Source organism: Nocardia pseudovaccinii, assembly GCF_050942345.1.
Classification (GTDB): Bacteria; Actinomycetota; Actinomycetes; order Mycobacteriales; family Mycobacteriaceae; genus Nocardia; species Nocardia pseudovaccinii.
The window spans coordinates 4841295-4860287 of sequence record NZ_CP192074.1 but is presented as its reverse complement, the minus strand read 5'-3'; the positions used below and the strand labels follow the sequence as shown (position 1 = coordinate 4860287).

Below are 18993 nucleotides of genomic sequence, written 5' to 3'. Positions count from 1 at the left end.
CCACGCCTGCTGATCGACACTGTGTCCTACTGCCTTTCGGTCGGGTGCTGAGAGGAATCGTCCATGAAGTGGTTCACCACCGACGCGAGCCGAGGACCGTTGTCCTCCTGCAGAAAATGTCCCGCGCCCTCGATCACCGTGTGCGGTTGACCGGACGCCCCGGGAATCTTGCGCTGGAAGATCTTCTCGCCACCGGCTGTGATCGGGTCGCCATCGGAGAAGGCCGTGAGAAACGGTTTGTCGAAGCGGGCCAGCTGCTCCCAGGCCCGGCGGTTCGCCGCGGCGGCCGGGTCGTCGGGCCGGGCCGGGACCAGGAGAGGGAAGGCACGGGCACCGGCCTTGTAGCTCTCATCGGGAAACGGGGCGTCGTAGGCGGCCACTGCCTCGGGGGAAAGCTTTGCCCGGCAACCATTTTCGACAATGGTCCCGACCGGCAACCGCGGCGTCTCCTGTGAGAACCGCTGCCAGGCGAGAAAGGCGTCGCTCAGCGTTGCCGTTCCGTCGGGAAGTCCGGTGTTGGCCGCGACCACCCGGGCGAAGCGATCGGGATGTTCGGCGACGAGCCGCAGCCCGATCAGTCCGCCCCAGTCCTGGCAGACGAGCGTGATGGACGCGAGATCCAGGTGGTCGAAGAGCACTTCTCGCAGCCATTCGACATGGCGGGAATACGTATAGTCAGCTCGGTCGACGGGCTTGTCGCTGCGGCCGAAGCCGACCAGATCCGGCGCGACACACCGCCGGCCCGCCGCGACGAGCACCGGAATCATGCTGCGGTACAGGAAACTCCAGGACGGCTCGCCGTGCAGCAGTACGACGACCTCGCCATCTCGCGGACCCTCGTCGAGGTAGTGCACGCGCAGGCGGGTGTCGCCGCCGTCACCGGCCGCGACTTCGACATAGTGCGGCGGGAACGGAAAGTCGGGCAGGGCTGAGAACCGTTCCTCAGGCGTACGCAGTGCGTGCATAGTCCTGACACTAAATGTTATTGCATCATGAGTGCAAGTACCGCCGCGGCTTGTTAGGATGAATCCCGATGGATGGACGCACCGCTCGGGCGGCAAGGAACCGTCAGGCGGTACTCGATGCCGTGCTGGCGCTCACGGAGGAAGGCGATCTGCAACCGACCGCACGAGCCGTGGCCGAGCGAGCCGGGGTCGCGACCAGGTCGGTGTTCCATCACTTCACCGATCTCGAGTCGATGTATGCCGCCGCCGCCCAGACGCAAATGGAGCGACACTGGTTTCCCCTGCTCCGTCCGGTGATCGGCGATCCGGGTCATCGCGTCGAGACCCTGGTCGAGCTGCGAGCCGAACTGTACGAGCGCATTTCGGGCACCCGCCGCGCCGCCGTGCTGCGCGAGCACGAATCCGCCGTCCTCGCCGAACGTTTGCAGGAAAGCCGCGCCGCCCTGCGCGCCCACCTGCGCGCCAACCTCCCCGAACTGGAGTGCCTCGACCGCCCCGCCCGCGAGGCCGCCTACGCCGCCGCTTCATGGGAGACCTGGGAGGTATTCCGTCGCCATCAAGGCCTCTCCGCGGATGCCGCGCGAGCCGCCGTCGGCGCTACCCTCACCGCACTGCTCGCACCCGCACCGACCGTCATCGATGGAACCGCCACCGCGGTCACCGGCTGACCGTGGTGCGGACTCTTCGACACCAGAAACGCACGCGCGGAACGGGATCCGGGTCGCTGGATGAGACCTCGAAGACGAGCACCTCGCGCGACCGCGGCCCGCAACACAACATCAACCCAGCGATGGCGCGATCACGCCGGGGTCACAGGCTCGCGAGCATCCGCGTCGCCTCGGCGGGCGGGCGAAGTCGTACTGACCGTGGCCTCCGATTGCAAACGGGGACAATGCCCTGGCTCGATTTCCCGCGAGTTTTTCGCCTCGGCTGTCCGGGTCCAGTTTTCGGATTGTTTTGTTCGGCCGTGGCACTCGACGGTGGTCGTGGTGGGCGATGGGTGAAGATGAGGGATGCGGACTCGCTTCCACGAGAACCTCGACCAGCTGGCCGCCCAGTTGCAGGCGATGTGTCAGCGTGACCGGACCGCGATCGCGACCGCCACAAACGCGCTGCTGCGCGCTGATCTCGAGCTCGCCGAGCAAGCCATCGACATCTGCCGCGACCTCGACACCCAGCGCGATCATTGTGAGCACGGTGCGGTGACACTGCTGGCGTTGCAGGCCCCGGTCGCGGGCGAGCTGCGACAGGTGGTCACCGCGATCCAACTTGTCGGTGACCTCGCTCGGATGGGCGTGTTGTCCGAACACATCGCCAACATCGCGCGCCGCAGACACCCCGACTGCGCGATCCCCGAATCGGTGCAACCGATCGTGGCCCGCATGGGGGCGGCCGCTATCGCGATGGCGACCAGTGCCGTCGCGGTGCTGGGGTCCGGTGACCCGGGCGACGCCGCCGCACTCGACAGCCAGGACGACACGATGGACCGACTGCATCACGACCTGATGGCAGCGGTGCTCGGTGAGGACTGGGCTGACGGGACGACCACCGCGGTCGATCTGACCCTGCTGGGCCGCTACTACGAACGGTTCGCCGACCACGCCGTGCAGGTCGGCCGTCGCACGATCTTCATGGCGACCGGCGAGTTACCCGACGACTGGCCCTCACCCGGCGGCGAATAACAGGCGGCATGCAGTCTCCCTTTGCGAGGGCTTTACCGAGACATCTCCACGATCGGGCGCCCGAGGGCATGACCGCGGTAGGCCTGACCTGAAAGGGCTCAGTCGTTCGCGGGCCCGATTTCTGGACGGGCCTCCTGCCGTTTATCCCGGCTTGCTCGGGGCAACCGGGAGACGACACGTCGTCTACCCCGGAGAGGATTCGCCATGGTTGATGTACCTGCCACCGTCGTGCGAAGCGCATTCGCTGCCGGCGCCCGGCTCCGGCACGCGCGGGTCTTCCATCCCAACGGGGTGTACCTGTCGGGCCGGTTGCACGCCGCAGACGAATTCGAGCCCCTGTTCGGCAGCGGTGAACGCGCCGTCATCGCCCGCCTGTCCAAGGGCACCGGCCTGCCCGGACCGGCGCCGGACGTGCTCGGCTTCGCGTTCCGCGTCCTCGACCACGACGACAACCCGTGGGACTTCGCGCTCGCGACCACGGGCCGCAGCATCGTCGGCCGGTTCGTGATCACCGTTGCGACCGGCTGGGCACGCGCCAGGTACGGCGGCCTGATGCCGTACCGCTTCGGCAATTCGATGCCGACCTGGGTGTTCGCCGAACCCGATGCGGCGCAACCGAAAACGGCGTCCATCGGCGCACTCGAAGAGCACCTGCTCGAACACGAAGTGCACTTCGACCTGGTCGGCAGCCCCATCACCGGCCCAACCCACAAACTCGCCGAGATCACCCTGCGCTCGGCCCAGGGTGCCGAGCACCGGACCGACTACTTCGACCCGATGCTCAACCACCCCGCCGAGGTCGAAATGGTCCCGAAGGCGGTGCGGCAACTGCGCGAGTTCGCCTACGCGGGTAGCCGCCAGGGGCGGGGCGAGGCGGATTGACCTTTCTTCGGCGTCAGCGAGCCGCTGCTCGGCCAGTGCCCGCTGAATATCGCCGTCGACGTCGTGCGGCTGTCCGACTATTAGAATCACGATGTGCAGCGCGCTGCGGTGACCGATCCTTCGCGTGTGGTGGTTCTCGGGTCCGGGTTTGCGGGTCTGTGGGCGGCGCTCGCGGCGGCCCGGCGGCTGGACGAGTTCGGTGTGACGGTCGGAACCGTCGATGTCACGGTGATCAGTTCCACGCCGTACCACGACATCCGCGTGCGCGACTATGAGACCGATCTGAGCACGTCCCGCATCCCACTGAGCGCTCTTCTCGATCCGGTCGGAATCAAGCACATCCTCGGCGAAGTGACGGCGATCGACGCGCTGGCGCGGGTAGTGGAATCCACCGCGGGCGCTCACAGCTACGACCGGCTGGTGCTCGCGTTGGGCAGCCAGGTGGTCAAGCCCGATATCCCTGGCCTGCGGGAGTTCGGCTTCGACATCGACACCCATGACGCAGCGATCAGACTGCAAGCCCACCTGTGTCGGCTCGCCGAGGGCCCCGCTGACCCGGCGGCCGCGACAGTAGTCGTCGTCGGGGCAGGTTTGACGGGGATCGAAGAGGCGACCGGGCTGCCCGCGATGCTCGCCGACGTCTTCGCGAGACGTGCCGTCGCACCGCGGGTCATCCTGATCGACCGCAACCCGCTCGTCGGCTCGGACATGGGCGCATCGGCGCGACCGGTCATCGAGGCGGCGCTGGCCGACGCCGGGATCGAGACCAAGTTGGGCGTCGGGGTCGTCGCCATCGACGAGCGCGGCGTGATGTTCTCCTCGGGTGAAGTGGTGGCCGCCGCCACCGTCGTCTGGTGTGCCGGCATGCGGGCCAACCCGCTGACCGCGGACTTCGGGGTCGACCGTGACCGGCTGGGGCGACTCCCCGTCGACGACTATTTGCGGGTATGCGGTGTGCCCGGGGTATTCGCCGCCGGTGATGTCGCCGCCGCACGAATGGACGACGAGCATATGTCGGTGATGTCCTGCCAGCACAGCCGCCCGATGGGCCGATGGGCCGGTTACAACGTCATCGGCGATCTTCTGGGCAAACCCATCAAGCCGTTGCGGATCCCTTGGTATGTAACGGTTCTCGATTTGGGACCGGCAGGCGCGGTGTATACCGAGGGCTGGGATCGCCGCGTGGTCGCGTGCGGCGAGGAGGCCAAAGTCACCAAGCGCGCCATCAACACCCGGCGTATCTATCCTCCGTTGAGCCGCGACCGCGACGCATTGCTGGCCGCCGCCGCGCCCGAACTGCAGGCCGCGCCCGAGCGCGGACCTGAGTCCACTCATTGACTACCAGCGGCGGTGGCTGCCGCAGTGGACTTTTCACCAGTTTGCGATCGACAGAGCCTTTGCCGCAGTCAGTCACGCCCCAGCCAGTGCCCGCAAGATGTGAACCCTGCGTTCGGCGGCCGTGACTGCGAGGGCCTTGCCGCCTGACCGCGGTGGCGTCATCGGTCGCCCAGAGCGTCGATGGCGGCCCGGAGTTTGGTGGCGGCCTCCGCCGCGATCGGTTCCAGGTCCGGTTCGGCCGTAACCTGAACCATCACTTCGGGATCCATGGCTTCGACGATGACGGTGGAGTCATCGGCCGGGTCGCGACGGACGATGACATTGCAGGGCAATAGCAATCCGATCCGGCGGTCGACGCCGACCGCGCCGTGGGCCAGCGACGGATTGCAGGCGCCGAGGATGCGGTAGTCCTCCATGTCCTCGCCGAGTTTGGCCTTCAGTGTCGCGGTCATGTCGATCTCGGTCAGGACACCGAAACCCTGTTCGGCCAGAGCGACACGAGTCCGCTCGACGGCATCGTCGAACCGGTCGGTGCGCACTGTGGTGGAGATGGCCAGGTTCATGTTCACCCGTACTTCCTGTCGACAATGATCGGGGCTGCGGTCGGCGGTCTGGTTCGGGTCACGGCGCAGCCGGCCGTGGCGGGCAACCCCAGCCGCCGTAACAACAGGGTCATCGGGCACCAGCCCGCGACGCCGTACAGCAGCAGATTCGCGCCCACGAGCCCGGTGAAGACCAGCCACCAGGCCGACCACACCGCGGCCAGAGCCACGCTGATCACAATGAAGGTCCCCGCCAGCAGCGGTACCACGCGGGCGATCGACCAGCCCTGGTGGCGAGGTAGGTTCGTCATGATCAGTCCTTCGAATCCGTTGTGCGTACTAGCGTTCAGGCGAGAGTGAAGAAAAGCCTCTCCAATCTGTCTTCGCTCATCGGTTCGGTGCTCTCCCCGGTCAGGCATTCACGCAGACCGGTCGCGACGAACTCGAATCCGTCCCGATCCAGTGCCCGCGACACGTCCGCGGGTTGGATGACAACCTCTTTGCAGTCGCGCCCCGCTCGATCACTCCACCGAGCTGCTCCTGCGCGACGCAACCGGTTGAGCACCGCGTGACAGCCTCTTCGTTGCCACCATGCCTGTTGTTCTTTCGCCATCTAAGAGTATACCCCCTGGGGTATGTCAGCGCTGTGACGTCACACATACACGAAGCTGATCGACGGCAGCACTCCGAGGGCGATCGCTCTGTCGCCACGGTCGCTCAGGTATTCGCGGTAAATCCGCCGGACGACCTGGGGCGGGTTCGTCGAGGACCTCCTGACCGGGTGATTCCGTGCCCACGCGGGCAGGATCGCCGAGGGAAAACCGTTCGCGCTCACCAATTCGGCATCACCGCGCTTGTCATTGACCCGCAGCGCTTTCACCGTCACCGCGCCGCGGCCATGCCCCCGGCGTGGTGCCCGTTGCGCACCTCGGCCGCGCAGGCGTACCGTCGCTACCTCCATTCCCGAGCGTGGCAAATCTCCTACAGCACTGGGGATTCCGACCGAGCGACGCCTCCCCGAGCTGATCGCACTCGGCTCGGGGCGAGGGCCTCCGCAATTTCGGCCTGGCCCGGCATCGACGACTTTCCACTGCCACCGGGTACATCAATGTCTCCGGCCTTATCGGGTACTCAGATGGCGTTCTCCAATCGATATCGGCAGCGGTAGTGGGCCTCGTCGTGGTTCCACGTGCCTTGCTGCGCCCGCCAGCGCTTCACCGCGCCCCCATCAGAGGATTTCACCCGCTACTGGGTCTCTGATGGAGTAAATCCCGCCGTGGTAGTCGGTTCATGGAGGATTTCCGTTGTCGCGGTGCGCTGGAATGACCGGGCTCGCCACGATCGCTACGTTGGCGAGCATGCGCACCGATGGAGATTCCTGGGACATCAATACCAGCGTGGGATCTACGGCGTTGTTCGTCGCGGCTGCTCGCGCGCTGGGCGGCCGCGCGGCCGACGCGCTGGCGAAGGACCCGCTCGCCGAGCTTTTCGTGCGGGCCGCGGGCGGGGAGTGGGCCGACCTGCTCGACGGTCGAGTGCCTGCCCATCCGTTGCTGACCCCCGAGTTCGGCATTCAGTTCCAGCAGCATCAGGTCGCCCGCACCCGGTATTTCGACGACTACCTCCACGCTGCCGCGGCCGTCGGTATCCGGCAGGTGGTCATCCTCGCGGCCGGCCTCGACGCCCGCGCGTACCGGTTGCCGTGGCCCGACGGCACCGTCGTCTACGAGCTGGACCGGCCGCAGGTGCTGGAGTTCAAGCGCGAAACTCTCGCGCAGGCTGGTCGCCAACCGATCGCCGAGCGCCATGACGTGCCGGTGGACCTGCGTGAGGACTGGCCGAAAGCGTTGTGCGACAGCGGCTTCGACCCCGCCCTGCCGACCGCGTGGCTGGTGGAGGGGCTGCTGATCTATCTGTCGTCGGCTGCGCAGGATCAGCTGTTCGATGCCATCGTCTCGCTCAGCGCGCCCGGCAGCCGAGTCGCGATCGAGCAGATGGATCCGCTGCCCGCCGAGGCCGTTGCCGAGATGGCCGAGCACGACGACGCGGGCTCGGACTGGGTGGGGTTGATCTACAACGACCCCCGCGGTGAGGTCACCGAGTGGTTCACCGACCGCGGTTGGACCGGTGAGCGTGTCTACCTCACCGACTACATTCGCAGCGTCGGCCGCACTCCGGCCGCCGAACGGTCATTGATCAGCCTGGTCACCGTCGTGCGGCCCTGAGCTGGCTTTTCGGCTGACCCTTGCGCGTCACCGGACCATGACCGTCCAGGTTTCGCGGACCGCCGATGACCGAGTTACGAGCACCCGGATCCGATCGAGGAACGGTATCGGTTGAGCGACGGATCGGTGGAGATCCTGGTCGTCGGTGTCACAGCCGACGCGTAGCTGCCGCATGCTGACGGACAGAGGTCGGCCCAGCACCCCGGAGAAGGGAGATGCACGGTGGCATTGGGACGTCGTCGGTTGCTGATAGGTTTCGGCGGTGCGGGTGGCCTCGCCCTGGCAGGATGCGGGTGGGTGCGAGACCCCGCACCGCCACCCAAACCCGCAACGATCGGATTCGATCCACCACCCGGCACCCACGATGTCGATGCGCGCAGCCCGGGCACGATCACAGTCACCGACGGGACGCTGCGGTCGGTCGAATGGATCGATGAAACGGGCAGATCACTGCCGGGCGCATCGGCACCCGATCTTCGAACCTGGACCAGTGCCGAACCACTCGGCTACGGACACACCTACACCGCGAAAGCCGTGGCGCACGGCGAATCGGGCGACATCACCGCGACGTCGACCTGCACCACGGTGCGACCGCAACAGCTGGTCGACGTCTCTCTGCGCTCCGCCAATCTCGTCGATCTGGCCGAAAACGACACCTACGGAGTAGGTTTCGTGCTCGTCGCACATTTCGACGAACCCGTCGATCGGGCGGCCGTGGAACACCACATGAAGGTGACCACCGAGCCGGCCGTGACCGGTGCCTGGTACTGGCTCGACGATCAGAACGCACACTGGCGGCCGGAGCACTATTATGTACCGGGAACCAGGATCACGATCGCGGCCGAACTCTTCGGCGTCGCGCTCGGCGAGGGCCGCTACGGCCTGCGCAATCAACGGGTTTCGGTGATCATCGGGCCCGCACACGTCGCGATCGCCGATGACGACACCAAACAGATCGAGGTCTTCGACAACGGAAACCTGGTGCGCACCATGCCCACATCGATGGGCAAGGGCGGCACCACCGTCGTCGGTGGCAGAGCCATGTCGTTCTGGACCCGCCCGGGCATCTACACCGTGCTCGACAGAAACGACCCGGTGATCATGGACTCCGCCAGCTACGGCCTGCCCGCCAACTCCGGGGGCTACCGCACCAGCATCAACCATGCGGTCCGCATCAGCCACGACGGAATCTTCGTGCACGAATTGGCCGCAACCATGTGGGCCCAGGGCAACACCAACGTCTCACACGGCTGCCTCAACATCTCCCCCAACGACGCCGCATGGTTCTACGACTTCGTCATCCCCGGCGACGTGGTCGAGGTCCGCAACACCGGTGGCGACCCCCTCGATATCTGGCAGAACGGCGACTGGAGCATCGCGTGGTCCGACTGGCTTCGCGGTGGAGCCCCCACATGACACGAACTAGAAAAAGGGGTTGATCCCCCGCGAACCTGTCGTGACCGTCACAGGGTCGTTGCCGCGGGCTGGACCGGACTCCATCGGCGGAACCCACCCGAAGCCGTTTCGAGCCGCCACCACGCCAACCGCTCGGCGAGCTCTGGCAACCAACTGGCCGGCGCATCGCAGAGATCGTGTCGCGCGCGGTCGGCGGCGGCGTGCAGAACGTCTGCGGCGACCGCGGGAAAGTCGTGTCGGAGGTGTTCGATCGCATCGGCGACAACGACGTCTGGCTTGGCTCTATCCGATCTCACCAATGTCATCTCGTACCCTTCTTGCCGGCTTGTTCGTGGATGACTTTGTCCGACGACAGTAATTTGCGCGATCGTGGCGGAGACAGGGCCACTGGTCCCACGCTCGTGGGCCGATAGGCACTGCTGCGGCGGCGTCGACGAAGTGGTCCGCAAAGCCACCACCAGGGACGAGCGTGGACTCACGGGTTACCGATGGCCGGGCCGGATCGAATACGGTCCACGAACTGCTCGATGGCGGTCCACATCTGGGGGCTGAGTTGCGTGTGCTGTCCGGTGCCGACGACGCTGTGGAAGTCGACGCCGTGAGCGGCGAGTTGGGCGGCGAGGAGGCCGTGCAGCGGGGACGGGACGGTGGTGTCGGTGATGTTGATGCACAACAGGATCGGGGCGTTGTAGCCACTCGCAGGAACGGTCATGTAGGCGTCGGTGGCAGCGGGCATGGGCGCGACGGACAGGGGCTTCGCCAGCAACTCGCCGATGCTGAGGCCGCGGACGCGGTCGATGATCTGGGGTGTGCACATCGCGCCGACACTGTCGAGCACGGACCGGCCTTCGAGGGTGAGGTATTCGTCGACGTTCACCCCGGGTCGGGCAGCGCGCAGCCCGGCCAAGATGCTGACGAACAGGTCCATGAAACCGTCCGCGATGACGGACGGAATGGGAGTACCCGGTCCGAAAAGCGGTAGAAGCTTCTCCACATCGGACTCGGGGTCGATCGCGATGGTGCCACGGAAGTCCAGGTCCGGCGCATCGGTGGCCTGCAGGTGGCCGGTGCCGAGCGCGGCCTGCCCGCCCTGCGACGTGCCCATGACCGCCCACATCCGCGACAGTTCCGGGTGGGCGGCACGGGCGGCGCGCACGAGGTCGATCGTGGCCGTCGCCTCGGTGTCGATCGCCAGGTATGGATGCGGTCCGGTGTCGAAGCGGCCGAGGCCCAGGTAATCGGGTGCAACCACGGCGAATCCCTGCGACGCCAGGTACTGGAGCAGCGCGTCTTCATCTCCCGCGATCGTCTGGGCGGGGTGCTCGAGCGGATCGGACTGGCCACCGCAGCCCGGTCCGAGTCCACTGGTGCCGTGGTCGTAGGCCATGATCGGCCAACCGGACGGCGGCGGGGCACCGGCCGGGACATACAGCGCTCCGCTGGCGGGCTGTGTCGTCCGGTTCGAGCCGCGCATCCAGTACTCGATCACCGAGCCATCGGCATCGGACATTCCGCGCGTACCGTCCGGTAGCGGGTACTCCGCAATCACGGTTCCTGGGATTTCCGCATACGCCGGGGCGATAGGCATCAGGAGTGTGGACAACATGACCGCCGCCGCCGCTCGTTTACCCGCATGGACAACTCGCATCGAACACCTCAATCCGGTCCGACACCGTCACATTCGCGAACGAGGCTATAGATCAGAACGTGACAACTCGCTTCAACACGCTGCTCAGCGGAAATCAGGATCTACGGTGGAGATATGACCGCCTTGGAGTATCGGCATCTGCTGGTCGCGCGCGACGGCGACACGGTGCGCATCACCATGAACCGTCCGGAGCGACGCAACGCGCTGTCAGGCGAGCATCTGGCCGAACTGCTCGCCTCCTTCCGGGCCGCCGGCGAGACCGACGCCACCGGGATAGTGCTCGGGGCGCACGGTCCGGTGTTCTCCGCGGGACATGATTTCGCCGACGTTGCCGCCCGCGACCTGCTCGGCGTGCGGGAGCTGCTCACACTGTGCACCGAGCTCATGTCGACCATCGAGTCGGTGCCGCAGGTGGTGATCGCCCGGGTGCACGGTCTGGCCACGGCCGCCGGCTGCCAGCTGGTGGCCTCATGCGATCTGGCCGTCGCCGCCGAATCGGCCGGGTTCGCGCTCCCCGGCGGCAAGGGGGGCTGGTTCTGCCACACCCCCGCGGTGCCGGTGGCGCGCGCCGTCGGCCGTAAACGCCTGATGGAACTGGCCCTCACCGGCGACCCGATCGATGCCCGCACCGCCGAACAATGGGGCCTGATCAACCGAGCGGTACCGGACACCGAGCTGGACACCGCAGTCGACGACTTGCTCGCCCGCGCCACCCGGGGCAGCCGGGCAAGCAAAGCACTCGGCAAACGCACTCTCTACAGCCAACTCGACCGCCCTGAAGCAGATGCCTACGCCCTCGCGCTGGAAGTCATGGCGGCCGCCGCCCAGCTTCCCGGCGCCCGCGAAGGGATGGCGGCCTTTCTGGCGAAACGCCCGCCCGTCTGGCGCGATTAGCGCCCACCGGGGTTGCCTACAGTGCGGATGTCGAACGGCAGGTGCAGGGCGTTCCCGAGGTCGCTGTGGTGTCGTAGACCGCGGCCGAGTCATGGTGGTCGGCGTGCGGCACTGCTCGGCGCGGACGTGGCTGTGGCGGTTACCGGGGTGGGCGGCCCCGATCCCCAGGACGGTGAACCGCGGGATCGGTATGGCTGGCGGTCCACGCCGAGGATGGGAGCTGGGCGCGGCATGAGCTCTTCGATGGCGAACCCGAAGACGTGCTGAGGCGGACGGTTGAAGTCGCGCTCGACATGGTGTGCGAGGCGATAGGCACAGCCTCGAGCTGATCGCGACCGATAACTGGGCGGTAGACGGGTAGCCCACCGATATCCACCGCCGAGCCGAGGAGCGACAGTGACCCGATTCGGATACACACTGATGACCGAGCAGTCGCCGAGACGATCCCGTGCGGCCCCGATCTCGACGCCATAGTGGCAGCGGTGCGGCCCTACCAGGATGCCGGTTTCACCGACATCGCTGTCGTCGAAATCGGCGACGAACAGCAGGACCGGTTCCTTGCCGAGGCGGCCGAACCGCTACTGGCGAAACTGCGTGCGGCCGATAGCGATTCGTGAACGTCCCGAACGCCGTCACCCGCCGCCGCCCGGGACCGTAGAGCAATCTATCTGCGCACGCGTACCGGTGAGAACGCAATCAGGTAGTTGACCACCCGTGACGCGCTCGCACGGATAGCGCACGCTCGAACCTGCTCCGGTTTTCATCCGAGGAGCCCATCCGCGTCGTCGGGGAACATCGCCGCGGACACAGCATTTGTCCACAGACGCAAGGTCACAATCATGAGAATCACTCTGTCCCCGCTCCCCCGCCACACTTGCGAAGCGGCACCGTGTCTGGTGCCGCTGTCCCCGCAGGCGTTCAGCCAGCTCTACCTGCATTATCTCGAACTCCTGAACACAAGTCGGCTACCCGCGACGATGACCTTCGAGCAGTACTACGAATACTGGCGGTCCGGTCGGCGCGGCGAAAATCTCGTCGGTCTCGACGACGGCGCGACCCGGCTCGAACCGGGCAAAAGCAAGGAACTGATCACCCGGCCCGACGTACAGCTCAAAGGAGTAATCCAGACGATCGTGCTGCTCGTCGATTTTCCCGACAAAGCGCACGATCCTGTGCACGGCCCCGGCTACTACGAGGCAATGCTGTTCAGCGAGGACACCTTCCCGTCCGGGAGCATGCGCGACTTCTACCGCAAGGTCAGCGGCTTCGACGCGGCGGCTGATACCGGTATCGACATCCAGGGCGCCGTACACGGCTGGTTCCGGATGCCGCATCCGCTGTCGTTCTACACCGACGGCAACTCCGGAACCGGCAACAGCTTTCCCCGCAACTCGGCGGGCATGGCCCGGGACGCCGTCAAGGCAGCCCTTGCCGAAGGTGTCGACTTCGGTCCCTATGACGTACTCGGCGAGAAGATCGTCACCGCGCTGTTCATCGTCCACGCTGGGCGCGGCGCGGAAGAAACCAGATCTGTCGACGATATCTGGAGCCTGAAATGGGCGATCCCGGGCAACGGTGAAAAGGTGGAGACAGATCTCTCCGTCACGACATTTCTCACCGTGCCCGAGGACTGCAATATGGGTGTCTGCGCCCATGAATGGGGCCACCTCGCCGCCCGCTGGGCCGACTACTACGACACCACCCAGTCCGCGAACTTCCAGTCGGCAGGCCTCGGCGACTATTGCCTGATGGCTGGCGGTAGCTGGGGCAATCACGGCATCACCCCGGTCTTTCCCAACGGCATGCTCCGCGCGTTCCACGGTTGGTTACAGCCTCGCGTCGTCACCAAGACGACGAAGAGCATCACGCTCGAACCTGCCGCGCAAGGCGGCGGCATGGTTTTCATTCGGAACGCCGAACGGATGCGTCGCGAAAGTCAGTACATCGCCGTGGAATACCGTCGCAAGACCGGTCAGGACGCATTCCTGCCCGACCAAGGTGTCGCGATCTACGTGGTCGATGAAGAGATCGCTGATGTCAACGACGAGGACGCGCTCGCGATCGAGCTGATGCAAGCCGACGGCAAACGGGACCTGGCCGCGATATTCCGCGGTGGGAACCGTGGAGACGCCAACGACCTGTATCCCTCCGGTGACAACACGACCATCGGCAAGACCACCACCCCGGCCCTGAACATGCCCGGCGGAAAGTGGTCCGGCATCACGATCGCCGTCAAGGGCACACCCGGCGACGACCGGATGGCCATCGACGTCACCATGACCTGAACGGTCAGCGGGCGTCGGCCCACTTTGCCAGCCAGCTTTCGTTTTCGATGGAGATGGCGTTCTCACAGTCGTCGACGAATTGCGACCATCGCGCTGGATCGGTCGGAGATCCCGCTGTTCGCCAGTGGTCGAGCAGTCGCTGCAGCCGGTTCGCGGTCGCGAGATAGCTGACGACCAAGAAGTCGTATCGCTTGCTTGCGAGGAAGGTGACGAGCGAACCGCTGAGTGTGGTCAGGACGGCGATCCATGGTGCGATTCGGGTGGCGGCGTCGGCGCTTACCGCGGTATCGACCGACGCCGCGATCGTGGCGACAAGGCCAAGTACGATGGCGACCCGACGCAGGAATTGTGCTCGCGCGCAATACCGTAGCGCGGACGGGCGGTAGTAGTTGGTGATCTGGCCTTCCACGCGTTTACTCACATACTGCTCTGGTGTCAGCGGCCCGGGTGCGGGTCCCGGGGTCGGCGCCTCGTCGAGGAAGCACAGGAGATCCTCGGCTGCCTGTTCGAGCTCTTCGACCTCGGCCCGAAGCTGCGCGACCGTTCCCGGAATCGCGCGGAACCTGAAGATCTGGTGCCGCATTCCCTCCGATACCGCCCGTGCGCGGGTCCACCGCCGGACCGCTTCCGAGGACAGGAATTGGGCTCCCACGAAGGTGGCACCTGCCAGCGCGGCCGCACCGGTGGCCGCGACGATGCGCGAGGGCAGCCCGGCCTGCCCTAGCACCGTAGCCGTCGATGCGGCCGCGATCGCTCCCCAACAGCTCAGGCACAGCACCGTCAACCGCAGCCGGTCGATCCGCAGTTTCATCCGGGTGGCCGCATGAGACCAGCGAATCCGCTTCTCCCACAGGGCATTCACCAGCTCGTCATCGGAAGCCACTGTCATTTGCCCGCCTCACCGGAGATCGGCAGATTCGGGCATAGTTTCTGGTAGGGGATTTCCGGCGAGACCCAGGAGTTCCAGCGTTCCCGGCTCATGTTGTAGGTCATCTTGTCGCACAAGATGTCTTCTGATGCGGTCGGAATGGGCCAAACGCGGATCGTTCCGTCGAAGCTCGTCGATACGACCTCCCTGCCGTCGGGGCTGAACTCCACATGCGTTACCGGTTGAACATGTCCCATGAGGGCGGACCCGATCTGGCGGCCCTGCTGTACATCCCACAAACGCACGGTGCTGTCCCCACCTCCGGTGACGATAGTCAGGCCGTCGGGGCTGAACGCGAGGTCGAGTACCCAGGCGTCGGTCCGGATAGGATTGCCGATCGGATCTCCGGTCTGTGCGTTCCACAGCCGTACTGTCCTGTCCTGGTATGCGACGGCAAGGGTGCGGCCGTCGCGACTGAATTCGATATCGTCGACCCAGCCGTGACCCTCCAGGACCTTACCGACCTGCTGGCCCGAGTTCGGGTCCCAGAGCCGGACATTCCAGTCCTTGCCGCCGGTGGCGAAGTGCCGACCGTCGGGACTGAAGTTGAAGGTCGCCAACGCTGGGTGTCGAATGGGAATCCCGATCTGCTGCATAGTGTCGATATCGCGTATCTGGATATCGGAACCGTTGTACGTCGCGAGCTTTCGGTCGGCGACAGCGAGTGTCAGGTTCTCGGTGTCCGGCGGTATGGCGATCGAGTTCCCGACCGGAGCGCCGCTGGCCAGGTCCCAGTGTCGCAGCGCGGTTGTACTAGCTGTGACGATCTGCGTGCCGTCGAGGCTGAAGTCCCACGCGGTCATCTGCTCGATCGGATTCATCGGAGCCACGCTTTCACCAGTTCGGGCATCCCACCGTCGCATCGTCTCGTCGACACCACTGGATACGACCCGAGTTCCATCTCGGCTGAATCCTGCGGCGATAACGCCTCCGTCGTGCCCGCGGAGAACCTGTCCGCCACCGAGGTTCCATTCGCGCAGCGTTTGGTCGAAGCCACCGGAAACGAGACGCTGCCCGTCGGGGTGAAAGGCGACCGCACTGACCGCGAATTCGTGGCCCGCCAACGGTTCTCCGACCGGCTGTCCGGTCGCGGCATCCCACACTCGCACGGTCTTGTCGTCGCTTGCCGAGGCGAGCCGGGTGCCGTCACGGCTGAACACCACTCGCTCCACAGCGGCGGTGTGGCCGCGCAGTGGCTCGCCGATCTGCTGGCGGGTGCGGGCATCCCACAACCGAATCGTGGTCTCGCTGCTACCCGCTGCGATTCGGGCGCCATCCTGGCTGAACGCGACACCGCTGACCTGTGCTCCGGGGACCCGCATCAGCTCGCCGATCTGCTGGTGGGACTCGATATCCCACAGTCGAACCGTGCCATCGAGACTTGCTGACGCGACCATGTCATCGATGCCGACCGCGACGCCCGTCACCTCTTTCTCGTGTCCGCGCATCGGCTCGCCGATCGGTTGGCGGGACTCGGTATCCCATACCCGCAGCGTCTTGTCCGAACCGCCCGATACGATTCGGCGGCCGTCCCGGCTGAACGCGACGCTGGTGACCTGTGATTCGTGTCCGGCCATCGGCTCGCCGATCGGTTGGCGGGACTCGGCATCCCACAGCCGCAACGTTTTGTCGAAGCCTGCGGTCACGATACGTTTGCCGTCAGGACTGAACGCGACCTGCGATACCTCGAGCTTGTGCCCGGTCATGAACTCACCGATGGGCTTCCAGGTCTCGGCGTCCCACAGTTGAATGCTGTCACCATGACTGGATACGATGCGCTTGCCGTCGGGGCTGAACGCGAGGCTGCGGACGTAGCCACCATCAGTGGGGATGATCTTGCGCAGGCTGCGTAGCTGACTCACTGCACTGAGCAATGAGAAATCGCCGTTGTTGCGATTCGGAAAACTGCGGGCGGCCAGCACACTCTGCATGGCGAGAACATCGTCGTTGACGCCCGGATACGAACCGGACAGCATCATTTGCGAATTCGCGATCAACGCCAACGCCGTCGCATCCCTGCTGCGCGCGGTCGCCTCTTTCTCCGCTCTCGACGCTTTGAGGAATAAGAACCCCGCGGCCAACGCCGCGACTACCGCCAACGCCAAAGCCACCCGCAGGATTCGCGAGCGCCGCCGCAGCACCCGGGTGTACTCCTGCGCCTTCTCCTTGGCCTGAGTTTCCGCCGCCGCCAACGCTTCCGCGGATTCCTGACGCTCCCGCGCCGCTTGCAGGTCGGCCTCGGTGCGCTCATCCTCACGCCGCCGCGAGGCGAGCAGGAACGCTCGCGTCGGGTTGAGCCGTTCCCGGAAACCCGGTTCGGCGGCGAGGGATTCGGCATCGTCGAGCCGGGTGCCGGTGAGCAGCCATTCGTCGCTGCGCGCGTTGGCCGTCCAGGCATGCGCCGCCCGTTCCAACTCGTCGGCGCCCTTCAGGTCGGTGGCCTGTTCGCGCAGCCACCCGGCGAGCGTATCCCATTGGCGCAGTAGACTTTCCAGCGCGACTTCGACAATAGTCTCGCCGTCGCGCTCGTCGCGGACGAGCAGGCGCTTGGCGATGAACGCCTCCAGTAGCGGGTGGCTCTCCGACGGCAGATCGAACCAGCGCGCCGCGCGGCGCATCGGTTGGTCGTTATCCGGATTGATCGTCGCCAGCCACGGCACGAATGCGGACCGCAGCACCGCCAATTGCCGTTGCCTGACTTGGGAATCCACGGCGAGTATCTCGTCGATCTCGCACTGCACGATGCGGCTCAGCCCACCCATCGCGTCGTACTCCGCCAGCGTGATCTCCGCGTCGCCATAGTCCTGGTAGAGCCGGGCCAGGGTGAGCGAGAGCAGCGGTAGCGTATCCGCCCCGCGCGACCAGTCGTCGAGCAGTCGGTCGACCAGGTCGGGTGCGAACGAGAGGTTGCTCCCGGCTTCCCGTGCCCGACGAGCGGGCCCGCAGATCACCTCTTTGAATTGGGCCTGCGGCATGGGTTTCAGATCGTCGAACGGGCGAACCTCCAGGGCAGCCAACTGCGGCGCGGTCTGCAGCGGTTCGTACCGGTCGGAGCGAATTGTCGCCATCGCGATCATGGGCAGCGCGTCGTCCGCGCCGAGTAGGTCGGCAAGTACGCCGAGGAAGGCGCCCGCCTGCTCACCCGCGTCGACGCCGAATAGCTCCTCGGCCTGGTCGAGCGGCAACACGAGTGTGGGTGCCACGTCATCGGTCGCATCGATAATGCGATCCTCGGCGGCCTGCTGCGCTTCGGTCAGCCACATGCGCACCCGTGCGGCATCACGAATTCCCTCCTTGATCGCACCGAGGCTCGGTGCGTGCAACCCCACGCTGTCGCGTAGGTCGTGAATCGAATGCGCGAATCCGCTGCCGCCGGTGAGCGCGTTGCGTTGCGGTCGGACGATGCCCATCGGCAGGAAATGCCGGTCATCGCGATGGAGGCGCGGCAGCATGCCCGCCCGCAGGAACGACGATTTACCGACGCCCGACGGCCCGAGTATGACGAACATTCGACCATCGCCGGAATTGCGCATTCCCCGTATCGCATTCAGCGCGCGGCCGATCTGTGTGTCGCGCCCGAAATAGACGGCGGCGTCTACCTGTTCCAGCGGCTGCCAGCCACGATATGGTGCGCGGTCCGGTTCCTCCGGCGGCGGCCAGGCAAAGGTGTCCGCCCCGATTCCGGCTGCACGCAAGCCGTCCCGGAGTCGCAACAGGCCATCGGTGCTGAATTGCACTGGTGGCGACTCACCGTCCACGGCGATCTCCGTTTTCGGACCGTCACCGAACAGGTCGCAGCGTTGCCATTCGCTGGTGATATCTCGGCCGGTCAAAGGCTGCAACCTCGCCGCAAAGATCGGCTTGTTCAGATCCTCGGCGTGGCGGTATTCGACCTTGCATTCGCGCGATGCGTCCCAATTATCGGAGACCAGACAGATAACCGCCTCGCACCGATCGCTCGCGCGGCGCAGCGCGTCTTTCCACCGCACGCCCACCGGAATTCCGGTCTGCCGGTCCAGATCGAGGAATATCTCGCCGGCGAGGCCGGGATCGGCCTCGGTCAACCATGCCTTGAGTGCGATCGCTGCACGATCGTCCCGGCTGGAGTGACTCAGAAAGACCCTGGACATCGCGCTAAACCACCGTGCATATACCCCGATGGAAGCGCGTGCCGTATACCGAAAGCGT

At 65.8% G+C, this 18993-nt stretch carries 17 protein-coding genes and 1 pseudogene; 9 read left to right on the top strand and 9 right to left on the bottom strand.

Annotation, left to right across the window (positions count from 1 at the left end; all coding sequences use genetic code 11):
- Nucleotides 1-26: 26 nt before the first annotated feature.
- Nucleotides 27-965: a haloalkane dehalogenase gene (locus ACQPZ2_RS21890; protein WP_433527259.1), complete on the bottom strand. Its 939-nt coding sequence runs from the start codon at nucleotides 963-965 to the stop codon at nucleotides 27-29.
- Nucleotides 966-1033: 68 nt separating this feature from the next.
- Here ACQPZ2_RS21890 and ACQPZ2_RS21885 point away from each other — a divergent pair, with 68 nt between their 5' ends.
- The 4 genes from ACQPZ2_RS21885 to ACQPZ2_RS21870 all read left to right on the top strand — a co-directional run bounded on the left by ACQPZ2_RS21885 (nucleotide 1034) and on the right by ACQPZ2_RS21870 (nucleotide 4867).
- Nucleotides 1034-1633 (top strand): TetR/AcrR family transcriptional regulator, encoded by a 600-nt coding sequence (locus ACQPZ2_RS21885; protein WP_433527258.1) that lies wholly within the window; start codon nucleotides 1034-1036, stop codon nucleotides 1631-1633.
- Between the two features lie 345 nt (nucleotides 1634-1978).
- Entirely contained in the window at nucleotides 1979-2647 is a 669-nt protein-coding gene (gene phoU / locus ACQPZ2_RS21880; RefSeq protein WP_433527257.1) for a phosphate signaling complex protein PhoU, read from the top strand.
- Between the two features lie 204 nt (nucleotides 2648-2851).
- Entirely contained in the window at nucleotides 2852-3529 is a 678-nt protein-coding gene (locus ACQPZ2_RS21875; protein WP_433527256.1) for a phosphodiesterase, read from the top strand.
- 108 nt (nucleotides 3530-3637) lie between these two features.
- The gene (locus ACQPZ2_RS21870) at nucleotides 3638-4867 is read left to right on the top strand and encodes an NAD(P)/FAD-dependent oxidoreductase (protein WP_433527489.1); all 1230 of its coding nucleotides are present in this window, start codon (nucleotides 3638-3640) and stop codon (nucleotides 4865-4867) included.
- 158 nt (nucleotides 4868-5025) lie between these two features.
- Here the strand turns inward: ACQPZ2_RS21870 and ACQPZ2_RS21865 are convergent, their stop codons facing one another.
- The 4 genes from ACQPZ2_RS21865 to ACQPZ2_RS21850 are packed head-to-tail and all read right to left on the bottom strand — an operon-like array spanning nucleotide 5026 to nucleotide 6385.
- Nucleotides 5026-5430, bottom strand: coding sequence for a DUF302 domain-containing protein (locus ACQPZ2_RS21865; protein WP_433527488.1), 405 nt, complete (start codon nucleotides 5428-5430; stop codon nucleotides 5026-5028).
- Between the two features lie 2 nt (nucleotides 5431-5432).
- Nucleotides 5433-5720, bottom strand: a complete 288-nt coding sequence (locus ACQPZ2_RS21860; RefSeq protein WP_433527255.1) for a YgaP family membrane protein — start codon at nucleotides 5718-5720, stop codon at nucleotides 5433-5435.
- Between the two features lie 35 nt (nucleotides 5721-5755).
- Nucleotides 5756-6022 carry a metal-sensing transcriptional repressor gene (locus ACQPZ2_RS21855; RefSeq protein WP_433527254.1) on the bottom strand — a complete coding sequence of 89 codons (267 nt, stop codon included), beginning with the start codon at nucleotides 6020-6022 and terminating at the stop codon, nucleotides 5756-5758.
- A 39-nt stretch (nucleotides 6023-6061) separates the two neighbouring features.
- Nucleotides 6062-6385 carry a hypothetical protein gene (locus ACQPZ2_RS21850; RefSeq protein WP_433527735.1) on the bottom strand — a complete coding sequence of 108 codons (324 nt, stop codon included), beginning with the start codon at nucleotides 6383-6385 and terminating at the stop codon, nucleotides 6062-6064.
- A gap of 382 nt (nucleotides 6386-6767) precedes the next feature.
- On the opposite strand from ACQPZ2_RS21850, the gene ACQPZ2_RS21845 reads away from it, so the two are divergent.
- Together ACQPZ2_RS21845 and ACQPZ2_RS21840 are read left to right on the top strand one after the other, a co-directional pair.
- Nucleotides 6768-7634, top strand: coding sequence for an SAM-dependent methyltransferase (locus ACQPZ2_RS21845; protein ID WP_433527253.1), 867 nt, complete (start codon nucleotides 6768-6770; stop codon nucleotides 7632-7634).
- 222 nt (nucleotides 7635-7856) lie between these two features.
- Nucleotides 7857-9050, top strand: a complete 1194-nt coding sequence (locus ACQPZ2_RS21840) for an Ig-like domain-containing protein (protein ID WP_433527252.1) — start codon at nucleotides 7857-7859, stop codon at nucleotides 9048-9050.
- A 47-nt stretch (nucleotides 9051-9097) separates the two neighbouring features.
- Here ACQPZ2_RS21840 and ACQPZ2_RS21835 read toward each other — a convergent pair whose 3' ends face one another.
- Nucleotides 9098-9355, bottom strand: a complete 258-nt coding sequence (locus tag ACQPZ2_RS21835; protein WP_433527251.1) for a hypothetical protein — start codon at nucleotides 9353-9355, stop codon at nucleotides 9098-9100.
- Nucleotides 9356-9525: 170 nt separating this feature from the next.
- Entirely contained in the window at nucleotides 9526-10698 is a 1173-nt protein-coding gene (locus ACQPZ2_RS21830) for an alpha/beta hydrolase family protein (RefSeq protein WP_433527250.1), read from the bottom strand.
- Between the two features lie 114 nt (nucleotides 10699-10812).
- On the opposite strand from ACQPZ2_RS21830, the gene ACQPZ2_RS21825 reads away from it, so the two are divergent.
- The 3 genes and pseudogenes from ACQPZ2_RS21825 (at nucleotide 10813) to ACQPZ2_RS21815 (ending at nucleotide 13877) form a co-directional block, all read left to right on the top strand.
- On the top strand, nucleotides 10813-11592 hold the full coding sequence (locus ACQPZ2_RS21825) for an enoyl-CoA hydratase-related protein (protein WP_433527249.1): 780 nt from the start codon (nucleotides 10813-10815) through the stop codon (nucleotides 11590-11592).
- Between the two features lie 345 nt (nucleotides 11593-11937).
- Nucleotides 11938-12209: pseudogene (locus ACQPZ2_RS21820) on the top strand (LLM class F420-dependent oxidoreductase); the annotation flags it as partial.
- Between the two features lie 222 nt (nucleotides 12210-12431).
- Nucleotides 12432-13877, top strand: coding sequence for a M6 family metalloprotease domain-containing protein (locus tag ACQPZ2_RS21815; protein WP_433527248.1), 1446 nt, complete (start codon nucleotides 12432-12434; stop codon nucleotides 13875-13877).
- Nucleotides 13878-13881: 4 nt separating this feature from the next.
- On the opposite strand, the gene ACQPZ2_RS21810 is transcribed toward ACQPZ2_RS21815, so the two are convergent.
- Nucleotides 13882-14766: a DUF4231 domain-containing protein gene (locus tag ACQPZ2_RS21810; RefSeq protein WP_433527247.1), complete on the bottom strand. Its 885-nt coding sequence runs from the start codon at nucleotides 14764-14766 to the stop codon at nucleotides 13882-13884.
- Nucleotides 14763-18935, bottom strand: coding sequence for a TIR domain-containing protein (locus tag ACQPZ2_RS21805; RefSeq protein ID WP_433527246.1), 4173 nt, complete (start codon nucleotides 18933-18935; stop codon nucleotides 14763-14765). Before ACQPZ2_RS21805 ends, ACQPZ2_RS21810 begins: the two co-directional genes overlap by 4 nt.
- Nucleotides 18936-18993 lie beyond the last annotated feature (58 nt).